Below are 20,778 nucleotides of genomic sequence, written 5' to 3'. Positions count from 1 at the left end.
AAATACTTCTTTTTCCGTCGAAAATGGGGATAACTCATGAATGGAGGGGAGTAAATAATGAAAACAGGAAAACTCAAACAAATTCTACTTATTACAGATGGATGCTCCAATCAAGGAGAGGACCCAATCGCAATGGCTGCATTAGCTAATGAACAAGGGATAACTGTAAACGTAATTGGTGTAATGGAGCATGATACAATTGACGAACAAGGGATTACGGAGATTGAGGGGATTGCCATGTCTGGCGGCGGTGTAAGTCAGGTAGTATATGCCCAACAATTGGCGCAAACGGTTCAAATGGTTACAAAAAAAGCAATGACACAAACCTTGCAAGGCGTTGTAAATAAGGAACTGCAGCAAATATTGGGAAGTTCAAAAACGGTAGAAGATCTTTCTCCAGAAAAACGTGGGGAAGTAATGGAAGTAGTAGATGAATTAGGTGAAACAGTAGAATTGGATGTACTTATTTTAGTAGATACAAGTGCGAGTATGAAACATAAGCTTCCTACAGTTAAAGAGGCATTAATTGACCTTTCCCTAAGTTTAAATGCTAGATCGGGAGAAAATAAATATTCTGTTTTTGTATTTCCCGGGAAAAAGAAAGAGGTGGAAAAACTACTTGATTGGACACCAAGACTTGAATCACTAACAAGTATTTTTTCTAAACTAACGACAGGCGGCATCACTCCAACTGGTCCTGCTTTAAAAGAAGCTATCCACTACTTTAAGAATAAACGTTCATTAAGGGGCTTGATTTCACGTGACGATGATGAATTCTACGAAGAGTCCATTTAAAATAAATCCTGGTACAATTGTGAAGGGAAAATGGCATAAGAATGACTATACAATCTTAAAAGAACTTGGTTATGGAGCAAACGGTACTGTTTTTTTAGCTGAATCCAAAATAGGACAAGTTGCTTTAAAGATAAGCAGCAATGGAATGTCTATTATTTCAGAAGTAAATGTACTAAAATCCTTTGCGAAGGTCCAAGGTTACAGCCTTGGACCTTCTTTGATTGACGTGGATGACTGGGTAACAAAAAGCGGGACGGTATCCTTCTATGTAATGGAATATATAAAAGGACCAGATTTATTGACCTTTCTTCAACATAAGGATAGCTCTTGGGTAAATGTCTTAATCATTCAGCTGCTAAAAGATTTGCAAATGCTGCATGAAACAAATTGGGTGTTTGGGGATTTAAAGCCGGAGAATTTAATTATTACCGGACCGCCTACAAGAATCAGATGCATAGATGTAGGAGGAACAACTATTCGGGGGAGGGCAATTAAAGAATTTACTGAGTTTTATGATCGAGGATATTGGGGATTGGGTACAAGGAAAGCGGAGCCTACCTACGATTTATTTGCTGTAGGAATGATTATCATGAATATTGCATATCCAAAAAGATTTAATAAAACAAGCGGTGGAATGAACCAATTGCGTTCCATGATCCAGCAGAAGAAGGAACTACACTCATATGAAGACGTATTAATTCAAGCGTTTACAGGAAAATACAACAGTGCGGAAGAAATGAGAAGAGAGGTGCTAAAGCTATCCAGCGGCAATCCAGCAGCAACAAGAACAGTAAAAGCAAATGCTGTTAAACATAAAAGAACTGCTTCTGCAGGCAACAGCAGTGTAAATCAACCAAAAAATAGAACAGCCAGCAGGAGAGCGATTATTAAACAAAAGAAAAAGACTGGATTAATAGAGTCTCTCCTCCTTCTTTTAGTTATTTCTTTATTATACTTCTTTTATATTTATGGCCAATTAACATGATAAGAGAAGGAGTGAAACGTAACTTCTTATTTATGAAACCCAGTTCCTCTTTTATATAAATAGATGTGGGAGTCTTCGTAGATTTTAAACACGATACAGCAAGAACAAAAATATGGAAGTGTATCTTTTTGAAAATCATGTAATAAAAGTGGTATTCTATATTAATAACAAACTACATATTTCCGATTATAAATATTCATAAAAGGGTATGTAGTTAGTGATAATGAAATAAGGAAGATTGGCATATGCTAGATCAAAAAATAAAAAACTATTTAAAAGAGAAAGGATTAACACTTAAAGGACAGAAGGTTTTAGTTGGGGTATCGGGTGGTCCAGATTCCCTTGCACTGCTTTATTATCTCTGGAGCAAAAGAACAGAATGGGACATTGCTGTAATGGCAGCACATGTGGATCATATGTTTAGAGGTGAGGAATCATTGCAAGAGGCAAAGTTTGTGGAATCTTTTTGTATCGACAAATCTATTCCATTTGTTATGAGAAGCATTAATGTTCCTCAAGTTATTGAAAAAACGGGGAAGAATTCACAGACTGCAGCAAGAGAGTGCCGCTATTTATTTTTCAAAGAAATGATGGAAGAGCATGGCTTCGATTATTTGGCATTAGGTCATCATGGCGATGATCAAGTAGAAACAATTTTAATGAGATTAACGCGAGGCAGCAAGGGAAAAGCAAGAGCTGGAATGCCATTTGCTAGACCATTTGGAAAAGGGCAGTTGTTTCGCCCGTTTCTCTGTCTTGAAAGACAAGAAATTGAGGAGTTTTGTTCAGAAAACAAGTTGGACCCTAGAAGAGATCCAAGCAATGAAAAGGAAGTTTATAGTAGAAATAGATATAGAAAACATGTGATTCCTTTTTTGAAAAAAGAAAATCGACATGTTACCCGGCATTTTCAACGATTTAGTGAAGAATTGCAAGAAGACGAGCGATTTTTAATGGAATTAGCTGGTGAAGTCTGGAATACAGCGGTAAAGACTAAAAATGATAATGAAATTATTGTTGACATTGATGCATTTCTTTCATTAGCTATTTCTTTACAAAGAAGGTGTATTCATCTAATATTAAACTATCTCTATAAAAATATACCTGCTTCCTTATCCGCAATACATACAGATAAAATTATTACGCTGCTGAAAAGTCCTCATTCTTCAGGAAATATTGATCTCCCAGAAGGTTTGAACGTGGTTAAATCCTATCGATCCGTTCATTTTCAATTGAATTTTTCACAGGAAGAAACCTTTTATTATGAAATTTCAAAAACGGGAGAGTTATTATTACCTAATGGGCACTATATTAAGGTAGAATATATAAAAAGCAGAATATTTGATGATACTGAAAGCATCCTTTTAAATCCAGATGTTATCTCGTTACCTCTTATTATTCGCAATAGAAGAAATGGAGATAGGATAACGGTAAAAGGAATGAACGGTACCAAAAAAGTGAAAAGTATTTTTATGGATGAAAAGGTATCCATTCAAAAAAGAAATGCATGGCCTATTGTTACAGATAGCGATAACAATATTTTATGGATACCAGGCCTAAAAAAATCAATTTATTCTTATGATCTTGGGAATAGTGATTGTTATCTATTAATAACATATAAAAAGCAATGATCTTCTAGGGGGCACACATTTAATGAAAAATGATATTGAAAAGGTATTAATATCAGAAGATGAAATACAAGGAAAGATAAAAGATTTAGCATTTCAATTGACGGAAGAGTACGATGGCAAATTCCCACTAGCTATTGGAGTGCTTAAAGGCGCAATGCCTTTCATGGGGGACCTTCTAAAACGTATAGATACATACTTGGAAATGGATTTTATGGATGTGTCAAGTTATGGAAATTCAACCGTTTCATCTGGTGAAGTGAAAATAATCAAAGATTTGGATACGTCAGTTGAAGGCAGAGATATTTTAATCATTGAAGATATCATTGATAGCGGTTTAACACTTAGCTACTTAGTTGATTTATTTCGTTATCGCAAAGCTAAGTCTATCAAGATTGTTACACTTCTTGACAAACCGACTGGAAGAAAAGCAGACCTTCAAGCAGATTATGTAGGATTTATCGTACCAGATGCATTTGTTGTGGGCTACGGATTGGACTATGCAGAGAAATACCGTAATTTGCCTTATATTGGTGTTTTAAAACCAGAAATTTATACAACAAATAATAAATAAAGGGGCAAATTAGTAAAAGTAACAATTAAAAAGGGTAATTTCTTGAATTTACACAATTTTCTATGATACCATACACTATAGTTTGTTTACCGTGGGAGGAGGTAAGGGATGAACCGTATTTTCCGTAATACCATCTTTTATTTATTAATATTTTTAGTAATTATAGGTGTAGTAAGTTTTTTCAATGGAAATAACGAACCTACCAAGCATATATCCTATAATCAGTTAATCAGTCATCTTGAAAAAAATGAAGTAAAGTCAATTACAACACAGCCTGAACGAGGTGTATTAGAAGTACGTGGACAACTAAAAACATATAAAAGTGATGAGTATTTTGTGTCCTACGTAACGAATAATGAAACAGTTCAGCAGCGAATAGATAAAGCAGCACAAGAAGGTTCAACAATTGATGTATTGCCTGCGCAGGAAACAAGCAGCTGGGTGACATTCTTTACTTCAATTATTCCTTTTGTGATTATTTTCATTTTATTCTTCTTCCTGCTTAACCAAGCCCAAGGCGGCGGCAGCAGAGTGATGAATTTCGGCAAAAGTAAAGCAAAGCTTTATAATGAAGAGAAAAAGAAAGTTCGTTTTAAAGATGTTGCTGGAGCTGATGAAGAAAAGCAAGAGTTAGTAGAAGTAGTGGAATTTCTAAAAGATCCAAGAAAATTTGCAGAGCTTGGAGCAAGAATACCAAAAGGGGTTTTATTAAATGGACCTCCAGGAACTGGTAAAACATTATTAGCAAGAGCTGTTGCCGGCGAAGCTGGCGTACCGTTTTTCTCTATAAGCGGTTCTGATTTTGTGGAAATGTTTGTCGGTGTTGGTGCTTCTCGTGTCCGTGATTTGTTTGAAACAGCGAAAAAGAATGCCCCTTGTATCATCTTTATTGATGAGATTGATGCTGTTGGTCGTCAGCGGGGCGCCGGTCTTGGCGGTGGACATGATGAACGCGAGCAAACATTGAATCAATTGTTAGTGGAAATGGATGGTTTCGGAGCAAATGAAGGGATTATTATTATTGCTGCAACCAACCGCCCAGATATTTTAGACCCAGCTTTATTGCGTCCAGGTCGTTTTGACCGTCAAATAACGGTAGACAGACCAGATGTAACGGGTCGTGAAGCAGTTCTTCGCGTTCATGCAAGAAACAAACCATTAGCGGAAACAGTTGATCTTAAGAGTATTGCAATGCGTACTCCAGGATTTTCAGGTGCAGACTTAGAAAATCTTTTGAATGAAGCAGCACTTGTTGCAGCCAGAGCAAACAAGAAAAAGATTGACATGGAAGATATGGATGAAGCAACGGATCGTGTTATTGCAGGTCCTGCTAAGAAAAGCCGTGTCATTTCGAAAAAAGAACGCAATATTGTAGCGTATCATGAAGCAGGGCATACAATCATCGGTGTTGTTTTGGACGAAGCAGATATGGTCCATAAAGTAACCATCGTTCCTCGTGGGCAAGCTGGCGGGTATGCTGTAATGCTACCAAAAGAAGATCGTTTCTTAATGACAAAAAAAGAGCTTCTTGATAAAATTACTGGTTTGCTGGGTGGTCGTGTAGCTGAGGATATCGTATTTGGCGAAGTAAGTACTGGGGCCCATAATGATTTCCAAAGAGCGACTAGTATTGCACGCAAAATGGTAACAGAATATGGAATGAGCGAAAAGCTTGGACCACTCCAATTTGGTCAGTCACAAGGTCAAGTATTCTTAGGAAGAGATTTGAATAATGAACAAAATTATTCAGATGCAATTGCTTATGATATTGATCAGGAAATCCAAAGAATTATTAAAGAGTCTTATGAAAGAGCAAAAACAATTCTTACGGAAAACCGCGAAAAATTAAATATTATTGCAGAGACTCTTCTTGAAATAGAAACATTAGATGCTGAACAAATTAACAGTTTATATAAAGACGGAAAACTTCCAGATCGTTCTGTTCAAACAGAAACGATTTCATCTAATACAGATGATGTGAAAGTGAATATAAATATGAAAAAAGAAGATCAAGAGCCGAAAGAGGATTTGTGATCTTTGAGAAAAGGGATGTGCATCATGCACATCCCTTTTCTATGGCTTAATTATATTTTTAATTCGAATGAGATGGGAAAGACATTCTCTTTTAAAGTTATGCTTCATAAGAGGAAGCATACAGTTGAAGCATATTTTTCCTGGCAGAATGACTTTCCTATTTCACTAATAACAGGATATTATGATATGATGTTTGCAGTGTTTTAATTGGACTTTTCTTAAGAGAAAAGTCCAAAAAATTGTCCGTTTATAATAAAGATAATTTTTTATAGATAATTTAAGAAAGTAAGTACTAATAATAAAAAAGTGGTGAAGGTTATGATTTTTGTCTTTGATGTTGGGAATACAAACATTGTTTTAGGAGTATATGATAATGATAAATTAAAGCATCATTGGAGAATCGAAACAAATCGTTATAAAACTGAAGATGAATATGGTATGATCATTAAATCTTTATTTGATCAAGTTAGTTTTCAATTTTCCCATATAAATGGAATTATTATCTCCTCCGTTGTTCCGCCAATTATGTTTGCTTTGGAAAGAATGTGTGAAAAATATTTTCATATTAAGCCTCTAGTTGTTGGACCGGGAACTAAAACAGGTTTAAATATTAAATATGATAATCCGAAAGAAGTTGGTGCTGACAGGATTGTGAATGCAGTTGCTGCCATTCATGAATATGGAAGCCCGCTTATTATAGTTGACTTCGGGACAGCTACTACTTTCTGTTATATAAACGAACATAGGCAATACATGGGTGGAGCGATTTCCCCAGGAATCAATATAGCTACAGAGGCTCTTTATTCCAAAGCGGCAAAGCTTCCAAGAATAGAAATTGCACGACCTGAAGGGGTAATAGGCAAAAACACTGTATCAGCTATGCAGTCTGGAATCTTATACGGTTATGTTGGCCAGGTTGAGGGTATTGTAAAACGAATGAAAGACCAAAGCAAAGAGAATCCTAATGTTATTGCAACAGGCGGATTAGCTAATTTAATCGCGAAAGAATCGAATATCATTGATGTGGTTGATCCGTTTTTAACCTTAAAAGGTCTTCAGCTTATTTATCAAAAAAATAAGGAAAATTTAAAATAAAGCTTTTTCTATGCTATAGATGATTTGAAGAAGAAAAGGCTTAAAAAGGAGTAATAATATGGGGGATTATTTAGTTAAAGCATTAGCCTTTAATGACCAAGTTCGCGCATATGCAGTAAAAAGCACGGAAACAGTGGCTGAGGCGCAAAGAAGGCATCACACTTGGCCGACAGCATCAGCTGCTTTAGGGAGATCATTATCTGCGGCAGCTATGCTTGGTGCAATGTTAAAAGGCGACCAAAAGTTAACGATTAAAATTGATGGCGGTGGACCAATAGGTTTAATATTGGTTGATGGAAATGCTAAAGGAGAAGTAAGAGGATACGTTACTAATCCACAAACTCATTTTGATTTAAATGAACATGGAAAATTGGATGTAAAGAGAGCGGTAGGCACAGAAGGGACCTTATCTATTGTAAAAGATATTGGAATGCGTGATTATTTTACTGGCCAAGTACCTATTGTTTCAGGCGAATTAGGAGAAGATTTTACTTATTATTTAGTAACATCTGAACAAGTTCCTTCTTCTGTTGGAGTAGGTGTTCTTGTGAATCCTGATAATTCCATACTTGCAGCTGGCGGTTTTATTCTTCAACTACTGCCAGGCACAGAGGAAGAAACCATTGAAAAGATTGAAAAGCGATTAGGGGAAATACCGCCTATTTCTAAACTAATTCAAAAGGGTTTAACACCAGAGGAGATTTTAGAAGAGATCTTTGGCTCAGAAAACATGAAGGTGATAGAAACAATGCCTGTTTCTTTCACTTGTACTTGTTCAAAGGACAGATTTTCCAATGCTATCATTAGTCTGGGTAAAGAAGAAATCGAAGACATGATTACAACAGATGGGAAAGCAGAAGCGCATTGTCATTTCTGTAATGAGAAATATGTTTTTTCTAAAGAAGAATTAGAAGGGCTTCTAGATGAAGCAAGATAATATATTTTTAAGGTGAACTGAAAGAATATATAGTACGGAAACAAGCATGGTGCTAAACACTATGCTTGTTTTTTTTGACCATTTTTTTCAAGAAAGTGTAGGGAGAATCTTCCTCATTTTCGTTTATTTATTTGAACGGTTAATTGGGGAGGAAAAAAATGATAAAAATTAAGGATGTAAGCCACTCTTTTAAAATTGGCAAAAAGAATAAAAAAACGACATATTCTTTATTGAAAAAAATTAATCTTGAAGTAGAAAGAGGAGAAATTGTCACTATTATTGGAAGAAGTGGGTCGGGAAAATCTACTTTATTAAACTTAATTAGCGGATTTATGAAGCCTAATGAAGGAGAAATTTGGATTGATAATCAAAGGGTAAATGATTTTAATGAAGCAGCTTTTTCTGATTTTCGTTTGACTCATATTGGTTTTGTTTTTCAAAGCTTTCAATTAATTCCGAGTATGACAGCATTTGAAAATGTGCAGCTTCCATTAGTTTTAAAAGGAGTGGGAGAAAAAGAACGAAAAGAAAGAACACTTGAAGTGTTAAAAAAAGTCGGTTTAAGTGATTATGCGGATCATTATCCCAGTGAATTATCCGGTGGACAGCAGCAGCGCATTAGTATAGCAAGAGCACTTGTTGTAAATCCCCCGCTTATTTTAGCAGATGAACCGACTGGAAGTTTGGATAGTGATACAGAATCAGAGCTGTTGACTTTTATTAAGGAATTAAACCGGGATTTAGGGATTACTTTTTTAATTATTACGCATGATGAAAATGTTGCAAAAATTGGGGATCGCATTGTCCAAATCAGCGATGGGAATATAGTAGAGGAGGTTTCTGCTTTATGAGATGGAAAGATCAAGTAGCATTCGTTAGGCAAAACATGAAAAAAAATAAAACAAGACTATTTATGACGATAATTGCAACTGCAATGGGGTGTGCATTCTTAATTGTATTGGCGTCCGTTGGGTTTGGTTTAAATGAATCGATTGTAAAGGAAACAACTGAAAATCGGACAGTGACAAAAATAGAGGTTCCTGGAAAAAAGGATAGCGAGGCTGAAGGGTTAATGGATAAGGATGTAGCTTATTTTGAATCGGTTGATCATGTAAAAGCTGTTACAAGAAGGCAGACTTTACAGCAGCAGGGGGAATATTCGTTAGACTCCTACAAAATAACTCCTGAAACAATTGTTGCGAATATGCCATCTGAAGTAAAAGCAGGTTTTGAATTATCAAAAGGAAGACTGCCCGAAAAGGAAAATGAGGTAGTAGTGGGGTATCATTTTCTGGAAAACTTATTGCCAGATGGGATAGATTACAACGAAATTTATGATGAAAAAGGTCATCTAAAAGATAAGTACCTCTATAAAGGGGATATAATCGGAAAAAAAATGGAGTTAACTGTACATACATCTGAAGATAAATCAAAAGATAAAACGAAAAAAATAGCATTAACTATAGTTGGGTTAGGGAAAAAGCCAACAAAAGACTGGGTATATGATTTTAATGTTTATATTTCTGAAAATATTTTAAAATCGATTGAAGATTTTACAGGTACGGCAAAAGGAGAGTTGAATTCAGGAGAAAATAATAGAAAGCTGAGTAATGTGCGATTATATGATCAAGTAAACATTTATGCAGATAAATTAGAAAACGTTGAAAGCATCTCCAAGAAGTTAGAGGACAACAATTATTATGTGTATTCCGTTTTAAATGAATTAAAAGAAATAAATAAAGTATTTGCCATTTTAAAAGTTGGTTTAATTTTTATTGGAACGATTGCAATTGTTATCGCCTCTATTGGAATTTATAACACGATGACAATGTCTGTTACCGAAAGAGCTCCAGATATCGGCATTATGAAAGCGTTGGGGGCAAACCCTTCCACTATTAAAAAAATATTCTTACTAGAAAGCAGTTTTATTGGTTTAATAGGTGCTATTGTTGGAACAATCGCATCTTATGGAATAAGCTTTTTAGTGAATTTTATTATCCCTATCGTTGTTAAAAGCTTCTTTCATGAAGAAATTCCATCAGGTTTTAAGTTTAGCTATATTCCAATCAGTCTGCCAATTATTTGTATTATTATTTGTTATGCAGTAACCATTATATCTGGACTCCGCCCAGCTAGAAGAGCAACAAAGGTAGATGTGCTAAAAGCGTTAAGAAGGGAAGTATAAAGCCAATTTATCAGGACCAATTTGCCTCTATTCATGTGCATTTGGTCCATTTGCACTGCTCATTGCATGGTATCCTTCCAAGAGGTTGTGTTTTTGCTTCTAATTATTAAAATTAAATGCGGTTAAATGGCGATTGCTTTTTAAGAAAATAAGAATAAAAAGAACAAGGAACTAACATACATTTACTGAAGTGTGAATTTTTCAAAAATCAGTTGATATTAATTGACAAAATGAGAGTTCACTGATAAATTACTTATATAAAACCAATTAATTTACTCGGATTAAGAAAAAGGAGAGAACATCATGTCACGTATTGCTAATTCTATTTTAGACTTAATCGGTCAAACACCTATTGTGAAATTAAATCGTTTAGTGGACGATGAAAGTGCAGATGTATATTTAAAATTGGAATATATGAATCCTGGCAGCAGTGTAAAAGATCGTATTGCTCTTGCTATGATTGAAGCAGCAGAAAAAAGCGGTGATTTAAAAGAAGGCAGCACAATAATTGAACCGACAAGCGGAAATACAGGAATTGGACTTGCGATGGTTGCATCAGCCAAGGGATATAAATCCATTCTTGTTATGCCTGAAACAATGAGTATAGAAAGACGCAATCTATTAAAGGCTTATGGTGCTGAGCTAGTATTAACGCCAGGTCCTGAGGGCATGGGTGGAGCTATTCGCAAGGCAGAAGAACTTGCAAAAGAAAACGGTTATTTCCTGCCTCAACAATTTAAAAATCTATCCAATCCAGAAGTACATAAAAAGACAACTGGACAGGAAATTATTGCTGCATTCGGTGATGCTCAGTTGGATGCCTTTATTTCTGGGATTGGAACAGGCGGAACGATCAGCGGTGCCGGTGAAGTATTAAAAGAAAAATATAAAGACATTAAAATATATGCGGTTGAACCAGCAGATTCTCCTGTTTTATCTGGAGGAAAACCAGGACCTCATAAAATTCAAGGAATTGGAGCTGGATTTTTTCCAGATACATTAAATAGTGAAATTTATGATGATATTATTCAAGTAACAACAGAACAAGCATTTGAATATGCTCGTCGTGCTGGTAAAGAAGAAGGCGTTTTAGGTGGTATTTCTTCTGGTGCTGCAATCTATTCAGCATTAAAAGTAGCAAAAGAATTAGGAAAAGGCAAAAAAGTATTAGCGATTATTCCAAGTAACGGGGAGCGCTACTTAAGTACACCATTATATCAATTTGATGAAGAATAAAAACGACGATTTTGTCGGAATGATTGCATGAAAAGAAAGCAAGTAGTCTATATGGCTGCTTGTTTTTTTATAGCTACTTTCAAAGAGCATGTTTCTAAAGGAAGCTTTAAGAAAACAAAATGTGTTTGCTCAAACTTCAGGCTGATCGAAAACATTTGTATTTCGGAACATGAAGACTTGAAATGATCTAGCATTTGTCCCCCTACTGGAAATACAGCTTCTTTTTTTGTTATTTAATGAAATAAAAGGGTATATAGAACTATCTGGAATTGTAGTATGAAGAAGTTTTAACAACTCAAACGTAAGTATTCATTTGAAACGATGTAATTGTATGATTCAGTTTGCAGTCTACATAATTTATTTATGCATTTAAAGGAGTGGAGCAATGCCTTATTTTATCCTTTTGGTGATTGCGCTTATTGCTGGAATGGCATTACCTCTTCAAACAGCAATTAATGCGGAATTGCGTTCGGCCGTTGGATCACCATATCTAGCTGCAATGATATCTTTTCTGGTGGGAGCATCAGTATTATGCAGCATTTCACTTGTGATGGACCATACTGTTATTCCAAATCGAACAGTGTTTTCGAAGCCATGGTGGATTTGGACTGGCGGAGCACTAGGGGTAATACTAGTGCTAGCTAATGTAATGCTCATGCCTAAAATTGGCTCGGCACTTACGGTAGGTCTTACACTTGCAGGACAATTAATTATAGCGATCATTATTGACCACTTCGGCTGGTTTCATCTTCCTGTTCATGAGATCAATATGCCTAGGATTTTAGGGATTATCCTTATTTTAGCTGGAATCTTTTTAGTACAGCGATTCTAAAGAAGGAAGGAGGGAAGCTTTATGTCCAATAAAAAAACTATTTTCCGTGGAATAGACCATATCGGAATAACTGTTCCAGATATAGAGGAAGCAACAAGGTTTTTGGTGGATGCTTTTGGAGCGGAAGTTTGCTATGATGTGCAAAAGCCGGAGCAGCTGCCAATGGAAGGAGCAGAAATGGAGAAGCAGTTAGGATTGCCTATCAGTTCTAAGATTATTCATATGCGCTTAATGAAAATCGAAAAAGGTTCAACGATTGAACTGTTTAAACATGATGCGAAAGACCAAAAGGCGCCGGTAAAATGGATGGATTATGGCTTACAGCATTTTGCCTTATATACGGATGATATAGAAGTTGCTGCATAATCTTTTACAAAAGCTGGAGGCGAGCTATTATCCGATCCGCATAGTGAGCGTTTGTACAATCGTGAGGTTTAAATAACAATTTTCTACACTCTAAACAGAGCAGTTTGCTCTGTTTTTTTGTATGCCGTTTTTTGTGATAAGAAATACTAAAGAGTGAACAGCCAGTGCAAATTTTTTTGTCTTTCTCCCTCTTCATCATGTATGATGAAAAAAGAGAACTTGGTAAGGGGCGAAAGGGATTGAAACAGTATAAACTATATAGTAAGAGTGTGTCTTTTTCTTATGAAGGATTTATTAAACAATTTTTAAATAAAACAAAACATAAAGAGCATTATGTACTATTGGAAAGCGGCAGGGGAGGAAGGTATAGTATCGCAGCCATAAATCCTATTGTTAAAATGGTGGGGAAAAAAGGCAAACTGGAAGTCACGACAAATCAATCTATAGAAGTAATGGAAGGTAATCCTCTGCACCTTGTGAAAGAGGTAATAAGAAAATTTGATGTCGAATCAAATGATGAATTGCCTGATTTTCAAGGAGGAGCGATAGGGTTTATTAGCTATGATTATATCCGTTATATTGAGAGGCTGCCTGAAGATACAAAAGATGATTTAGAAATCCCGGATGTGTTTTTCCTTCTTTTTGATGAGTGGTATGTTTTCGATCATGATGAAAATTGTTTATGGTTTATGGCTCTATATGAAAAAGGGCAATATGAAAATGTTCAGCAGGAAATAGAAAAACGCATTCATCAGTGGAACCAAAACATGGAGCAGGAAGAAGATGCTGCAGATTCAGAAAAAACGGATGATTTGCAAGTTTCTATTAAAGACAATGAATTTCAACAGTCTGTTCGCAAAATTCATGATTATATTTCACAAGGTGATGTCTTCCAAGTGAATTTGTCTGTACGACAAGCAAAGCCGTTGCATGTACCTGCAATTGAAGTATATAAACAGCTGCGCACGTTAAACCCATCTCCTTATATGGGCTATTTTCACACGCCAGATTTTCAACTTGTATGCGGTTCTCCAGAACTATTAGTAAAAAAGAAGGGGGAAGAGGTAAGTACAAGGCCAATTGCCGGCACGAGATCAAGGGGAAAAGATGATGTGGAAGATCAAATGCTTGCCAACGAGCTGATAGAAAGCGAAAAAGAACGAGCGGAACATGTGATGCTTGTGGATTTAGAACGAAATGACCTTGGGAGAGTTTGTGCCTATGGAACAGTAGAAGTAAATGAGTTTATGGTAATCGAAAAATATTCGCATGTTATGCATATTGTCTCGAATGTCCGAGGGACTTTAGCGAAAGATAAAGATGAATACGATTTAATTGACAGCATGTTCCCTGGAGGCACGATAACTGGTGCTCCGAAAGTAAGAACAATGGAGATTATTGAAGAATTAGAGCCGGTAAAAAGAGGGCCTTATACAGGTTCATTAGGCTGGATAGGATTTAACAGGGATGTGGAGTTAAATATAATGATTCGCACTATGCTTGTTAAAGACAAAATAGCATATGTACAAGCAGGTGCAGGAATAGTTATTGACTCAGTTCCAAGTAATGAATATAAAGAATCGATGAAAAAGGCGAGAGCGCTTTGGAATGCAAAAGAATTAGCAGAAAGACATAAGGGGTAAAAACAATGATTTATATGATCGATAACTATGATTCATTTACGTATAATCTTGTTCAATATTTAGGGTCGATGGGAGAAAAGCTCGTTGTAAAAAGAAACGACCAGACGTCTATCAAAGAAATTAGAGAAGAAAATCCTGATTATTTAATGATTTCTCCAGGTCCGTGCAGCCCGAATGAAGCAGGAATCAGCTTGGAAGCAATTTCGGTTTTTTCAAGAGAAGTGCCGATTTTTGGTGTATGTTTAGGACATCAATCTATTGCGCAAGTTTTTGGAGGTGAGGTTGTCCAAGCTGAAAATTTGATGCATGGGAAGATTTCACTTATGCATCATGATGGTAAAACTATTTTCGAGAATTTACCAAATCCGTTTCCAGCGACAAGATATCATTCTTTGATAGTGAAAAAAGAAACTCTTCCAACATGCTTTGAAGTTTCTGCATGGACAGAAGAAGGAGAAATAATGGCGATTCGCCATAAAGAATTGCCAATTGAAGGGGTTCAATTTCATCCGGAATCGATCATGACAACAGCTGGAATGGACCTAATAAAAAATTTTATTCATTATTATGCTCGAGACAGAAAAGGGTAAGCTATGTATATTTATTTAAACGGAGACGTCGTAAAGGAAGAAGAAGCAGTAATTTCAGTTTTTGATCATGGCTTTATGTATGGTTTAGGATTATTTGAAACGTTTCGCGTCTATGAGGGGCATCCATTTTTACTTGATGATCATTTACAACGTTTAAATCATGGTTTAAAGCTGCTAAATATTAATCAAGTTTTTACAAGAGATGAAGTAAACAGCATCCTACAAGATTTACTAAAAAAAAATGGGTTGAAAAATGCTTATATACGCTTCAATGTTTCTGCAGGCAGTGGTGCCATTGGTTTACAAACAGCCCCTTATTCAAAGCCGAATATCGTAATGTATATGAAGTCATTGCCTGCAGCAGGAGGCATGGTAGAAAAAAAAGGACAGATTTTGATGATTCACCGCAATACACCAGAAGGAGACGAACGATTAAAATCGCATCACTACCTTAATAATATTCTTGCAAAAAGGGAAATAGGAGAGGATGTTGGAATCGAGGGCATCTTTTTAACAAAGGAAAAGTTCTTGGCAGAAGGGGTTACAACCAATTTGTTTTGGGTTATTAAGGACATCCTTTATACACCAAGCTTAAATACTGGTATTTTAAATGGAATTACAAGAAGATTTATCATGGAATATGCCAGAAATTTAGGGATGATCGTAGAAGAAGGCTGTTATTCTCTAGAACAAATGAATCAGGCGGTGGAAGTGTTTGCGACCAATTCTATTCAAGAAATTATTCCGTTGAAAAGTATAGAAGGTTATGAATTTAAAGGAGCAAAGGGAAGGGCTGTCTCTCTTTTTCATAAAGAGTATCGAAGGCTTTCCAATAGGTTATGGTCAATACATGAGATAGGGGGAAAATGAGTTGGCAATTAAATGTGGACCGTACACACTTGATTATCAAAATAAAACATTAATAATGGGTATTTTAAATGTAAATCCAGATTCTTTTTCGGATGGAGGAAAATATAGGGAAAGAGATAAAGCGGTTCAACATGCGTTGGAAATGATAGACGCTGGTGCTGACATTATCGATATTGGCGGTGAATCTACTAGACCAGGCTATGTAGAAATTTCAGAAGAAGAAGAATTGGAAAGAGTAATTCCTATCATTGAAGCAGTTTCAAAAGAAGTGGACATCCCCATCTCAATTGATACTTATAAAGGAAAAGTGGCAAAAGAAGCTTTATGTGCTGGAGCGCATATTATTAATGATATTTGGGGTGCAAAAAAAGATTCAACGATGGCAGCTATTGCAGCTAAGAAAGATGCTCCGATTATCTTAATGCATAATAGGGATAATCAGGATTATAGTAATTTTATAGAGGATGTTCTTTCAGACATTTTGGAGAGTATAGAGATTGCCAAAACAGCTGGGGTGAAAGAGGAAGCGATTATTCTTGATCCAGGAATAGGGTTTGCCAAAAATTTTACATATAATTTAGAAATGATGAGACATCTTGATGCCATGGTAGAGATGGGATATCCAGTTCTGCTTGGGACATCCAAAAAATCGATGATAGGCCATGTTTTGGATTTGCCAGTATCTGAGCGAATGGAAGGCACTGGTGCAACAGTTTGCTACGGGATTCAAAAGGGGTGTCAAATAATCCGCGTTCATGATGTAAAAGAAATGGCACGAATGGCAAAAATGATGGATGCTTTAATGGGAAAGGGGAAATACAATGGATAAGATACGCTTATCAAAAATGGAGTTTTACGGTTATCACGGAGTATTCCCTGAAGAGAATAAACTAGGCCAAAGATTTGTTGTTGATTTAGAAGTAGAGGCTGATTTAAGAGAGGCTGGAGAAAGTGACAACCTAGAGCACTCGGTGAATTATGGGCAGCTTTATTTTGATGTCAAAGAGATAGTAGAAGGAAAGCCATGCCAATTACTAGAAGCACTTGCTGAAAAGATAGCGAAGAAGCTTTTGGGTACGTATGATCGCCTTGACAGTGTACGTGTTGCAGTTATTAAACCTGATCCCCCGATACCTGGCCACTACCAATCTGTATCAGTTGACATTTTGAGGAAAAGACAATGAAGAACATAGCCTATTTATCTCTAGGGTCCAATATAGGAAATAGAGTAGAATTTTTAAAAGAAGCGGTGCATATGCTCGCTGAACATAAAAAAATTAAATTAGTAAATGTTTCATCTATTTATGAAACCGATCCGGTAGGATTTGAAGAACAGGACTTATTTTTAAATATTGTCGTACAGCTTTATACTTCCCTGGATCCTTATTCCCTATTAGAGGCTTGCCAGCGTATTGAAAGTGAACTTGGAAGAAAAAGGGTGATAAGATGGGGGCCGAGAACAATAGACCTTGACATTTTATTGTATAATCACGAAAATATAGAATCAGAGAAACTAAATATCCCACATCCAAGAATTGAAGAGAGAGCATTTGTAGTTATTCCTTTGTTGGAGGTTGCTTCAACTGTACAATTGCCTAATAAATCAATACCTTTAAAGGAAAGCAATAAGTTTTTGCAGGATAAAGAAGGAGTAAGGATATGGAGACAGCGGAAAAATGGGGAAGACGTATTCGGGCTTTTCGAAAACTAAAAGGATATACACAAGAAAGTTTAGCAAAAGAACTTCTTGTTTCTGTTTCCATTCTGGGAGAGATTGAGCGGGGAAACCGAATACCAACTGATGATATGATAGAATTAATTGTAGATGTTTTAAATATAAGCAGGGAAGAGTTAGAACCTGATTCAAAATAGCAAAATGGATTCTAAAGGGAGGTAAGTATTGTGTTTAAAATAGGTAATGTAGAAATGCAAAACCGAGTAGTGCTCGCCCCGATGGCAGGTATTTGCAATTCAGCATTTCGTTTAACGGTAAAAGAATTTGGTGCAGGGCTAGTATGTGCTGAAATGATCAGTGATAAAGGCATTGTTTTTAAAAATGAAAAAACGCTGAACATGCTTTATATTGATGAAAGAGAAAATCCTCTTAGTTTACAAATTTTTGGCGGTGAAAAGGAAACACTTGTAGAAGCAGCGCAATTTGTGGATAAAAATACAAATGCAGATATCATTGATATTAACATGGGATGCCCCGTTCCTAAAATTACAAAGTGTGATGCGGGAGCAAAGTGGCTGCTCGATCCTAATAAGATCTATGAAATGGTTGCAGCGGTTGTTGATGCGGTAGATAAGCCAGTTACTGTGAAAATGCGTATGGGTTGGGATGAAGAACATATTTATGCTGTGAGAAATGCTCAAGCAGTAGAACGTGCTGGAGGAAGTGCGGTGTCTCTTCATGGGCGTACTCGTGTACAAATGTATGAGGGGAAAGCTAATTGGGACATTATTCGTGAAGTGAAACAGTCGATTAATATTCCGTTAATTGGAAATGGGGATGTGCAAACACCTCAAGATGCAAAAAGAATGTTAGAGGAAACAGGCTGTGATGGTGTCATGATAGGAAGAGCGGCATTAGGAAATCCATGGATGATTTATCGAACAGTTAATTACTTAGAAACAGGTGAATTAATGGGAGAGCCATCAATACGTGAAAAAATTGATGTCTGCATTCTGCACCTTGACCGATTAATATCCTTGAAAAATGAAAATGTTGCAGTAAGGGAAATGAGAAAACATGCAGCATGGTATTTAAAAGGAATAAGAGGAAATGCAAAAGCTCGAAACGCCGTTAATGAGTGTGACACACGTGAACAGTTAGTAACATTATTAAACAATCTTGTAATAGAAGCAGAAGCAAAAGAACAAAAGGAAATACAAGTAGGCTGACTTTGACATTTTTTGTTTCTATCTTCTATAATGTGTTTTAAAAGTAACTGTCGGTGAAAAATCTGACAGTTTTTTTTCTTTTTTAGTGTCTGCACTCGCGACATTGTGTAGAATAATAAAGTATGCGAAAAAAATTACGATTCCTTATTTAGGTGATCATACATAAAAAAATGGTGGAGATGATTAAAAATGAGTCATGAAGAATTAAATGACCAATTGCAAGTAAGACGCAACAAAATGAACGACTTGCGTGAACAAGGAATAGATCCGTTTGGCAAACGATTTGAGAGAACAAATTTATCGGAGGATCTTAAGCAACAGTATAATTCTTTTGAAAAAGAAGAATTAGAAGAAAAAGATATTCATGTTACGATCGCTGGAAGAGTGATGACGAAAAGAGGGAAAGGAAAAGCAGGTTTTGCTCACATTCAAGATCTTGAAGGTCAAATTCAATTATATGTTCGGAAAGATAATGTAGGAGAAGAGCAATACACTATCTTTAGCTCTGTTGATTTAGGAGATATCGTTGGTGTAGAAGGTGTTTTATTTAAAACGAATGTTGGAGAGTTATCTATTAAAGTAAAAGACTTTACTTTATTAACAAAAGCCCTTCGTCCACTCCCGGATAAATTTCATGGTTTAAAAGATATTGAGCAAAGATACCGTCAACGTTATTTAGATTTAATTGCAAGTGAAGAGAGCAGAAATACTTTTATTCTTCGCAGTAAAATTATTCAGTCTATGCGCAGATATTTAGATGACCACGGCTATTTAGAAGTAGAAACGCCTATGATGCATTCTATTGCAGGGGGAGCATCTGCTCGTCCGTTTATTACGCATCATAATGCGTTGGATATGCCTCTATATATGCGTATTGCGATCGAACTTCATCTAAAACGATTAATTGTTGGTGGATTAGAAAAAGTTTATGAAATCGGGCGTGTTTTCCGTAACGAGGGTGTTTCCACACGACATAACCCTGAATTTACTATGATTGAACTGTATGAAGCTTATGCGGACTATCGTGATATTATGAGTTTAACAGAAAATCTAGTAGCGCATATTGCAAACGAAATTCATGGTGCTACAACGGTTGCTTATGGAGAGTATGAAGTGGACTTGAAACCAGAATGGACAAGACTTCATATGGTAGATGCAATTAAAGAGTATACTGGCGTTGATTTTTGGCCTGAGACAAGCTTAGAAGAAGCTAGAAGATTAGCGAAAGAGAACGATATTGAGATTAATGATAATATGACATATGGACATATTGTTAATGAGTTTTTCGAACAAAGAGTTGAAGAAAAGTTAATCCAGCCTACATTTATTTATGGTCACCCTGTAGAGATTTCTCCGTTAGCAAAGAAAAATGAGGAAGATCCACGATTTACGGATCGTTTTGAACTGTTTATAGTAGGTCGAGAACATGCGAATGCCTTTACAGAACTAAATGATCCAATTGATCAACGTGAGAGATTTGAAGCGCAATTAAAAGAGCGTGAGCAAGGAAATGATGAAGCGCACTTAATGGATGATGATTTTGTTGAAGCATTAGAGTATGGTATGCCGCCAACTGGTGGATTAGGAATCGGTATTGACCGCTTAGTAATGCTGTTAACGAACTCTCCATCTATAAGGGACGTATTGTTATTCCCATTAATGAGACATCGTTAATAAAAAGAGACAGAGTGCTTGCATAGTGCTCTGTTTTTTTAAAATTATAAATGGTATCAAGAGAGTACTTGAAAAGCATTAACTTTAAGGTTGAGATGCTGCTTTAATTTAAGGGGGGCATGAGTGAATCTTAAAAGATTAGAATGTGGTGGAATAATAAGAATATTATTTCTTTTAAAAAGTAGTTGCATCAACTTAAATACGGTGGTATATTTATATCTGTTGCTGAAACAAGTCAGCGGCGAATGAAAAAAACTTTAAAAAATCGTTGACATGGAAAACGACTTTTGTTAATATTAAAAAGTCGCCCGATAGCGATTAAGTGAAAAATTGCTCTTTGAAAACTGAACAAACAAAACGTCAACAATAAACGTTTATAACCTTTGTTGTAAACGAAAAAACAAGTAAAAAAAAGCTAGAGTTTAGCAAT

The 20,778-nt window shown here is 36.0% G+C and carries 21 protein-coding genes; all 21 read left to right on the top strand.

Going from position 1 to position 20,778, the window contains the following annotated elements:
- Window positions 1-57 precede the first annotated feature (57 nt).
- On the top strand, window positions 58-795 hold the full coding sequence (locus ACTYBU_RS20955; protein ID WP_445492770.1) for a VWA domain-containing protein: 738 nt from the start codon (window positions 58-60) through the stop codon (window positions 793-795).
- Window positions 767-1,780: a protein kinase domain-containing protein gene (locus ACTYBU_RS20950; protein WP_445492768.1), complete on the top strand. Its 1,014-nt coding sequence runs from the start codon at window positions 767-769 to the stop codon at window positions 1,778-1,780. The genes ACTYBU_RS20955 and ACTYBU_RS20950 overlap by 29 nt, the downstream gene beginning before the upstream one ends.
- A gap of 245 nt (window positions 1,781-2,025) precedes the next feature.
- A complete protein-coding gene (gene tilS / locus ACTYBU_RS20945) occupies window positions 2,026-3,411 on the top strand; it encodes a tRNA lysidine(34) synthetase TilS (protein ID WP_445492766.1) in 1,386 nt (461 codons plus the stop codon).
- A gap of 22 nt (window positions 3,412-3,433) precedes the next feature.
- Window positions 3,434-3,982, top strand: a complete 549-nt coding sequence (hpt, locus tag ACTYBU_RS20940; protein ID WP_445492764.1) for a hypoxanthine phosphoribosyltransferase — start codon at window positions 3,434-3,436, stop codon at window positions 3,980-3,982.
- A 108-nt stretch (window positions 3,983-4,090) separates the two neighbouring features.
- Window positions 4,091-6,016: an ATP-dependent zinc metalloprotease FtsH gene (ftsH, locus tag ACTYBU_RS20935; RefSeq protein ID WP_445492762.1), complete on the top strand. Its 1,926-nt coding sequence runs from the start codon at window positions 4,091-4,093 to the stop codon at window positions 6,014-6,016.
- Window positions 6,017-6,334: 318 nt separating this feature from the next.
- Window positions 6,335-7,111, top strand: a complete 777-nt coding sequence (locus ACTYBU_RS20930) for a type III pantothenate kinase (protein ID WP_445492847.1) — start codon at window positions 6,335-6,337, stop codon at window positions 7,109-7,111.
- A gap of 58 nt (window positions 7,112-7,169) precedes the next feature.
- On the top strand, window positions 7,170-8,048 hold the full coding sequence (hslO, locus tag ACTYBU_RS20925) for an Hsp33 family molecular chaperone HslO (protein ID WP_445492760.1): 879 nt from the start codon (window positions 7,170-7,172) through the stop codon (window positions 8,046-8,048).
- 158 nt (window positions 8,049-8,206) lie between these two features.
- Complete coding sequence (locus tag ACTYBU_RS20920; protein ID WP_445492758.1) at window positions 8,207-8,899, top strand: ABC transporter ATP-binding protein; 693 nt, start codon at window positions 8,207-8,209, stop codon at window positions 8,897-8,899.
- Entirely contained in the window at window positions 8,896-10,233 is a 1,338-nt protein-coding gene (locus ACTYBU_RS20915) for an ABC transporter permease (protein WP_445492757.1), read from the top strand. Before ACTYBU_RS20920 ends, ACTYBU_RS20915 begins: the two co-directional genes overlap by 4 nt.
- A gap of 303 nt (window positions 10,234-10,536) precedes the next feature.
- Window positions 10,537-11,469: a cysteine synthase A gene (cysK, locus tag ACTYBU_RS20910; RefSeq protein ID WP_445492756.1), complete on the top strand. Its 933-nt coding sequence runs from the start codon at window positions 10,537-10,539 to the stop codon at window positions 11,467-11,469.
- Window positions 11,470-11,854: 385 nt separating this feature from the next.
- Window positions 11,855-12,301 carry a DMT family transporter gene (locus ACTYBU_RS20905; protein ID WP_445492754.1) on the top strand — a complete coding sequence of 149 codons (447 nt, stop codon included), beginning with the start codon at window positions 11,855-11,857 and terminating at the stop codon, window positions 12,299-12,301.
- Between the two features lie 21 nt (window positions 12,302-12,322).
- Entirely contained in the window at window positions 12,323-12,667 is a 345-nt protein-coding gene (locus ACTYBU_RS20900; protein ID WP_445492752.1) for a VOC family protein, read from the top strand.
- Window positions 12,668-12,906: 239 nt separating this feature from the next.
- Window positions 12,907-14,310 (top strand): anthranilate synthase component I family protein, encoded by a 1,404-nt coding sequence (locus ACTYBU_RS20895; protein ID WP_445492751.1) that lies wholly within the window; start codon window positions 12,907-12,909, stop codon window positions 14,308-14,310.
- Between the two features lie 5 nt (window positions 14,311-14,315).
- A complete protein-coding gene (gene pabA / locus ACTYBU_RS20890) occupies window positions 14,316-14,900 on the top strand; it encodes an aminodeoxychorismate/anthranilate synthase component II (protein WP_445492750.1) in 585 nt (194 codons plus the stop codon).
- A gap of 3 nt (window positions 14,901-14,903) precedes the next feature.
- Entirely contained in the window at window positions 14,904-15,770 is an 867-nt protein-coding gene (gene pabC / locus ACTYBU_RS20885; protein ID WP_445492748.1) for an aminodeoxychorismate lyase, read from the top strand.
- Between the two features lie 55 nt (window positions 15,771-15,825).
- On the top strand, window positions 15,826-16,599 hold the full coding sequence (gene folP / locus ACTYBU_RS20880; protein WP_445492845.1) for a dihydropteroate synthase: 774 nt from the start codon (window positions 15,826-15,828) through the stop codon (window positions 16,597-16,599).
- Window positions 16,592-16,954 carry a dihydroneopterin aldolase gene (gene folB / locus ACTYBU_RS20875; RefSeq protein ID WP_445492746.1) on the top strand — a complete coding sequence of 121 codons (363 nt, stop codon included), beginning with the start codon at window positions 16,592-16,594 and terminating at the stop codon, window positions 16,952-16,954. Before folP ends, folB begins: the two co-directional genes overlap by 8 nt.
- Window positions 16,951-17,481 carry a 2-amino-4-hydroxy-6-hydroxymethyldihydropteridine diphosphokinase gene (gene folK / locus ACTYBU_RS20870; protein ID WP_445492744.1) on the top strand — a complete coding sequence of 177 codons (531 nt, stop codon included), beginning with the start codon at window positions 16,951-16,953 and terminating at the stop codon, window positions 17,479-17,481. Before folB ends, folK begins: the two co-directional genes overlap by 4 nt.
- Complete coding sequence (locus ACTYBU_RS20865; protein ID WP_445492742.1) at window positions 17,430-17,642, top strand: helix-turn-helix domain-containing protein; 213 nt, start codon at window positions 17,430-17,432, stop codon at window positions 17,640-17,642. The genes folK and ACTYBU_RS20865 overlap by 52 nt, the downstream gene beginning before the upstream one ends.
- A gap of 30 nt (window positions 17,643-17,672) precedes the next feature.
- Window positions 17,673-18,674 carry a tRNA dihydrouridine synthase DusB gene (gene dusB, locus ACTYBU_RS20860; RefSeq protein WP_445492741.1) on the top strand — a complete coding sequence of 334 codons (1,002 nt, stop codon included), beginning with the start codon at window positions 17,673-17,675 and terminating at the stop codon, window positions 18,672-18,674.
- Between the two features lie 189 nt (window positions 18,675-18,863).
- Window positions 18,864-20,348, top strand: a complete 1,485-nt coding sequence (gene lysS, locus ACTYBU_RS20855; protein ID WP_445492740.1) for a lysine--tRNA ligase — start codon at window positions 18,864-18,866, stop codon at window positions 20,346-20,348.
- The last annotated feature ends 430 nt before the right edge of the window (window positions 20,349-20,778 follow it).

It is taken from the genome of Niallia sp. 03133, assembly GCF_052663225.1.
Note: the sequence above shows the minus strand (reverse complement) of the source record. Positions and strands in the feature narration are given on the sequence as shown.

Excerpts from the sequence above, each read along its gene's own strand:
- ACTYBU_RS20915 (WP_445492757.1), top strand. The coding sequence starts at position 8,896 with ATGAGATGGAAAGATCAAGTAGCATTCGTTAGGCAAAACATGAAAAAA.
- hpt (WP_445492764.1), top strand. The coding sequence starts at position 3,434 with ATGAAAAATGATATTGAAAAGGTATTAATATCAGAAGATGAAATACAA.
- ACTYBU_RS20950 (WP_445492768.1), top strand. The coding sequence starts at position 767 with ATGATGAATTCTACGAAGAGTCCATTTAAAATAAATCCTGGTACAATT.
- folK (WP_445492744.1), top strand. The coding sequence starts at position 16,951 with ATGAAGAACATAGCCTATTTATCTCTAGGGTCCAATATAGGAAATAGA.
- ACTYBU_RS20900 (WP_445492752.1), top strand. The coding sequence starts at position 12,323 with ATGTCCAATAAAAAAACTATTTTCCGTGGAATAGACCATATCGGAATA.
- folB (WP_445492746.1), top strand. The coding sequence starts at position 16,592 with ATGGATAAGATACGCTTATCAAAAATGGAGTTTTACGGTTATCACGGA.
- pabA (WP_445492750.1), top strand. The coding sequence starts at position 14,316 with ATGATTTATATGATCGATAACTATGATTCATTTACGTATAATCTTGTT.
- hslO (WP_445492760.1), top strand. The coding sequence starts at position 7,170 with ATGGGGGATTATTTAGTTAAAGCATTAGCCTTTAATGACCAAGTTCGC.
- tilS (WP_445492766.1), top strand. The coding sequence starts at position 2,026 with ATGCTAGATCAAAAAATAAAAAACTATTTAAAAGAGAAAGGATTAACA.
- ftsH (WP_445492762.1), top strand. The coding sequence starts at position 4,091 with ATGAACCGTATTTTCCGTAATACCATCTTTTATTTATTAATATTTTTA.
- ACTYBU_RS20920 (WP_445492758.1), top strand. The coding sequence starts at position 8,207 with ATGATAAAAATTAAGGATGTAAGCCACTCTTTTAAAATTGGCAAAAAG.
- cysK (WP_445492756.1), top strand. The coding sequence starts at position 10,537 with ATGTCACGTATTGCTAATTCTATTTTAGACTTAATCGGTCAAACACCT.
- ACTYBU_RS20930 (WP_445492847.1), top strand. The coding sequence starts at position 6,335 with ATGATTTTTGTCTTTGATGTTGGGAATACAAACATTGTTTTAGGAGTA.
- pabC (WP_445492748.1), top strand. The coding sequence starts at position 14,904 with ATGTATATTTATTTAAACGGAGACGTCGTAAAGGAAGAAGAAGCAGTA.
- ACTYBU_RS20905 (WP_445492754.1), top strand. The coding sequence starts at position 11,855 with ATGCCTTATTTTATCCTTTTGGTGATTGCGCTTATTGCTGGAATGGCA.
- ACTYBU_RS20955 (WP_445492770.1), top strand. The coding sequence starts at position 58 with ATGAAAACAGGAAAACTCAAACAAATTCTACTTATTACAGATGGATGC.
- lysS (WP_445492740.1), top strand. The coding sequence starts at position 18,864 with ATGAGTCATGAAGAATTAAATGACCAATTGCAAGTAAGACGCAACAAA.
- ACTYBU_RS20865 (WP_445492742.1), top strand. The coding sequence starts at position 17,430 with ATGGAGACAGCGGAAAAATGGGGAAGACGTATTCGGGCTTTTCGAAAA.
- folP (WP_445492845.1), top strand. The coding sequence starts at position 15,826 with ATGGGTATTTTAAATGTAAATCCAGATTCTTTTTCGGATGGAGGAAAA.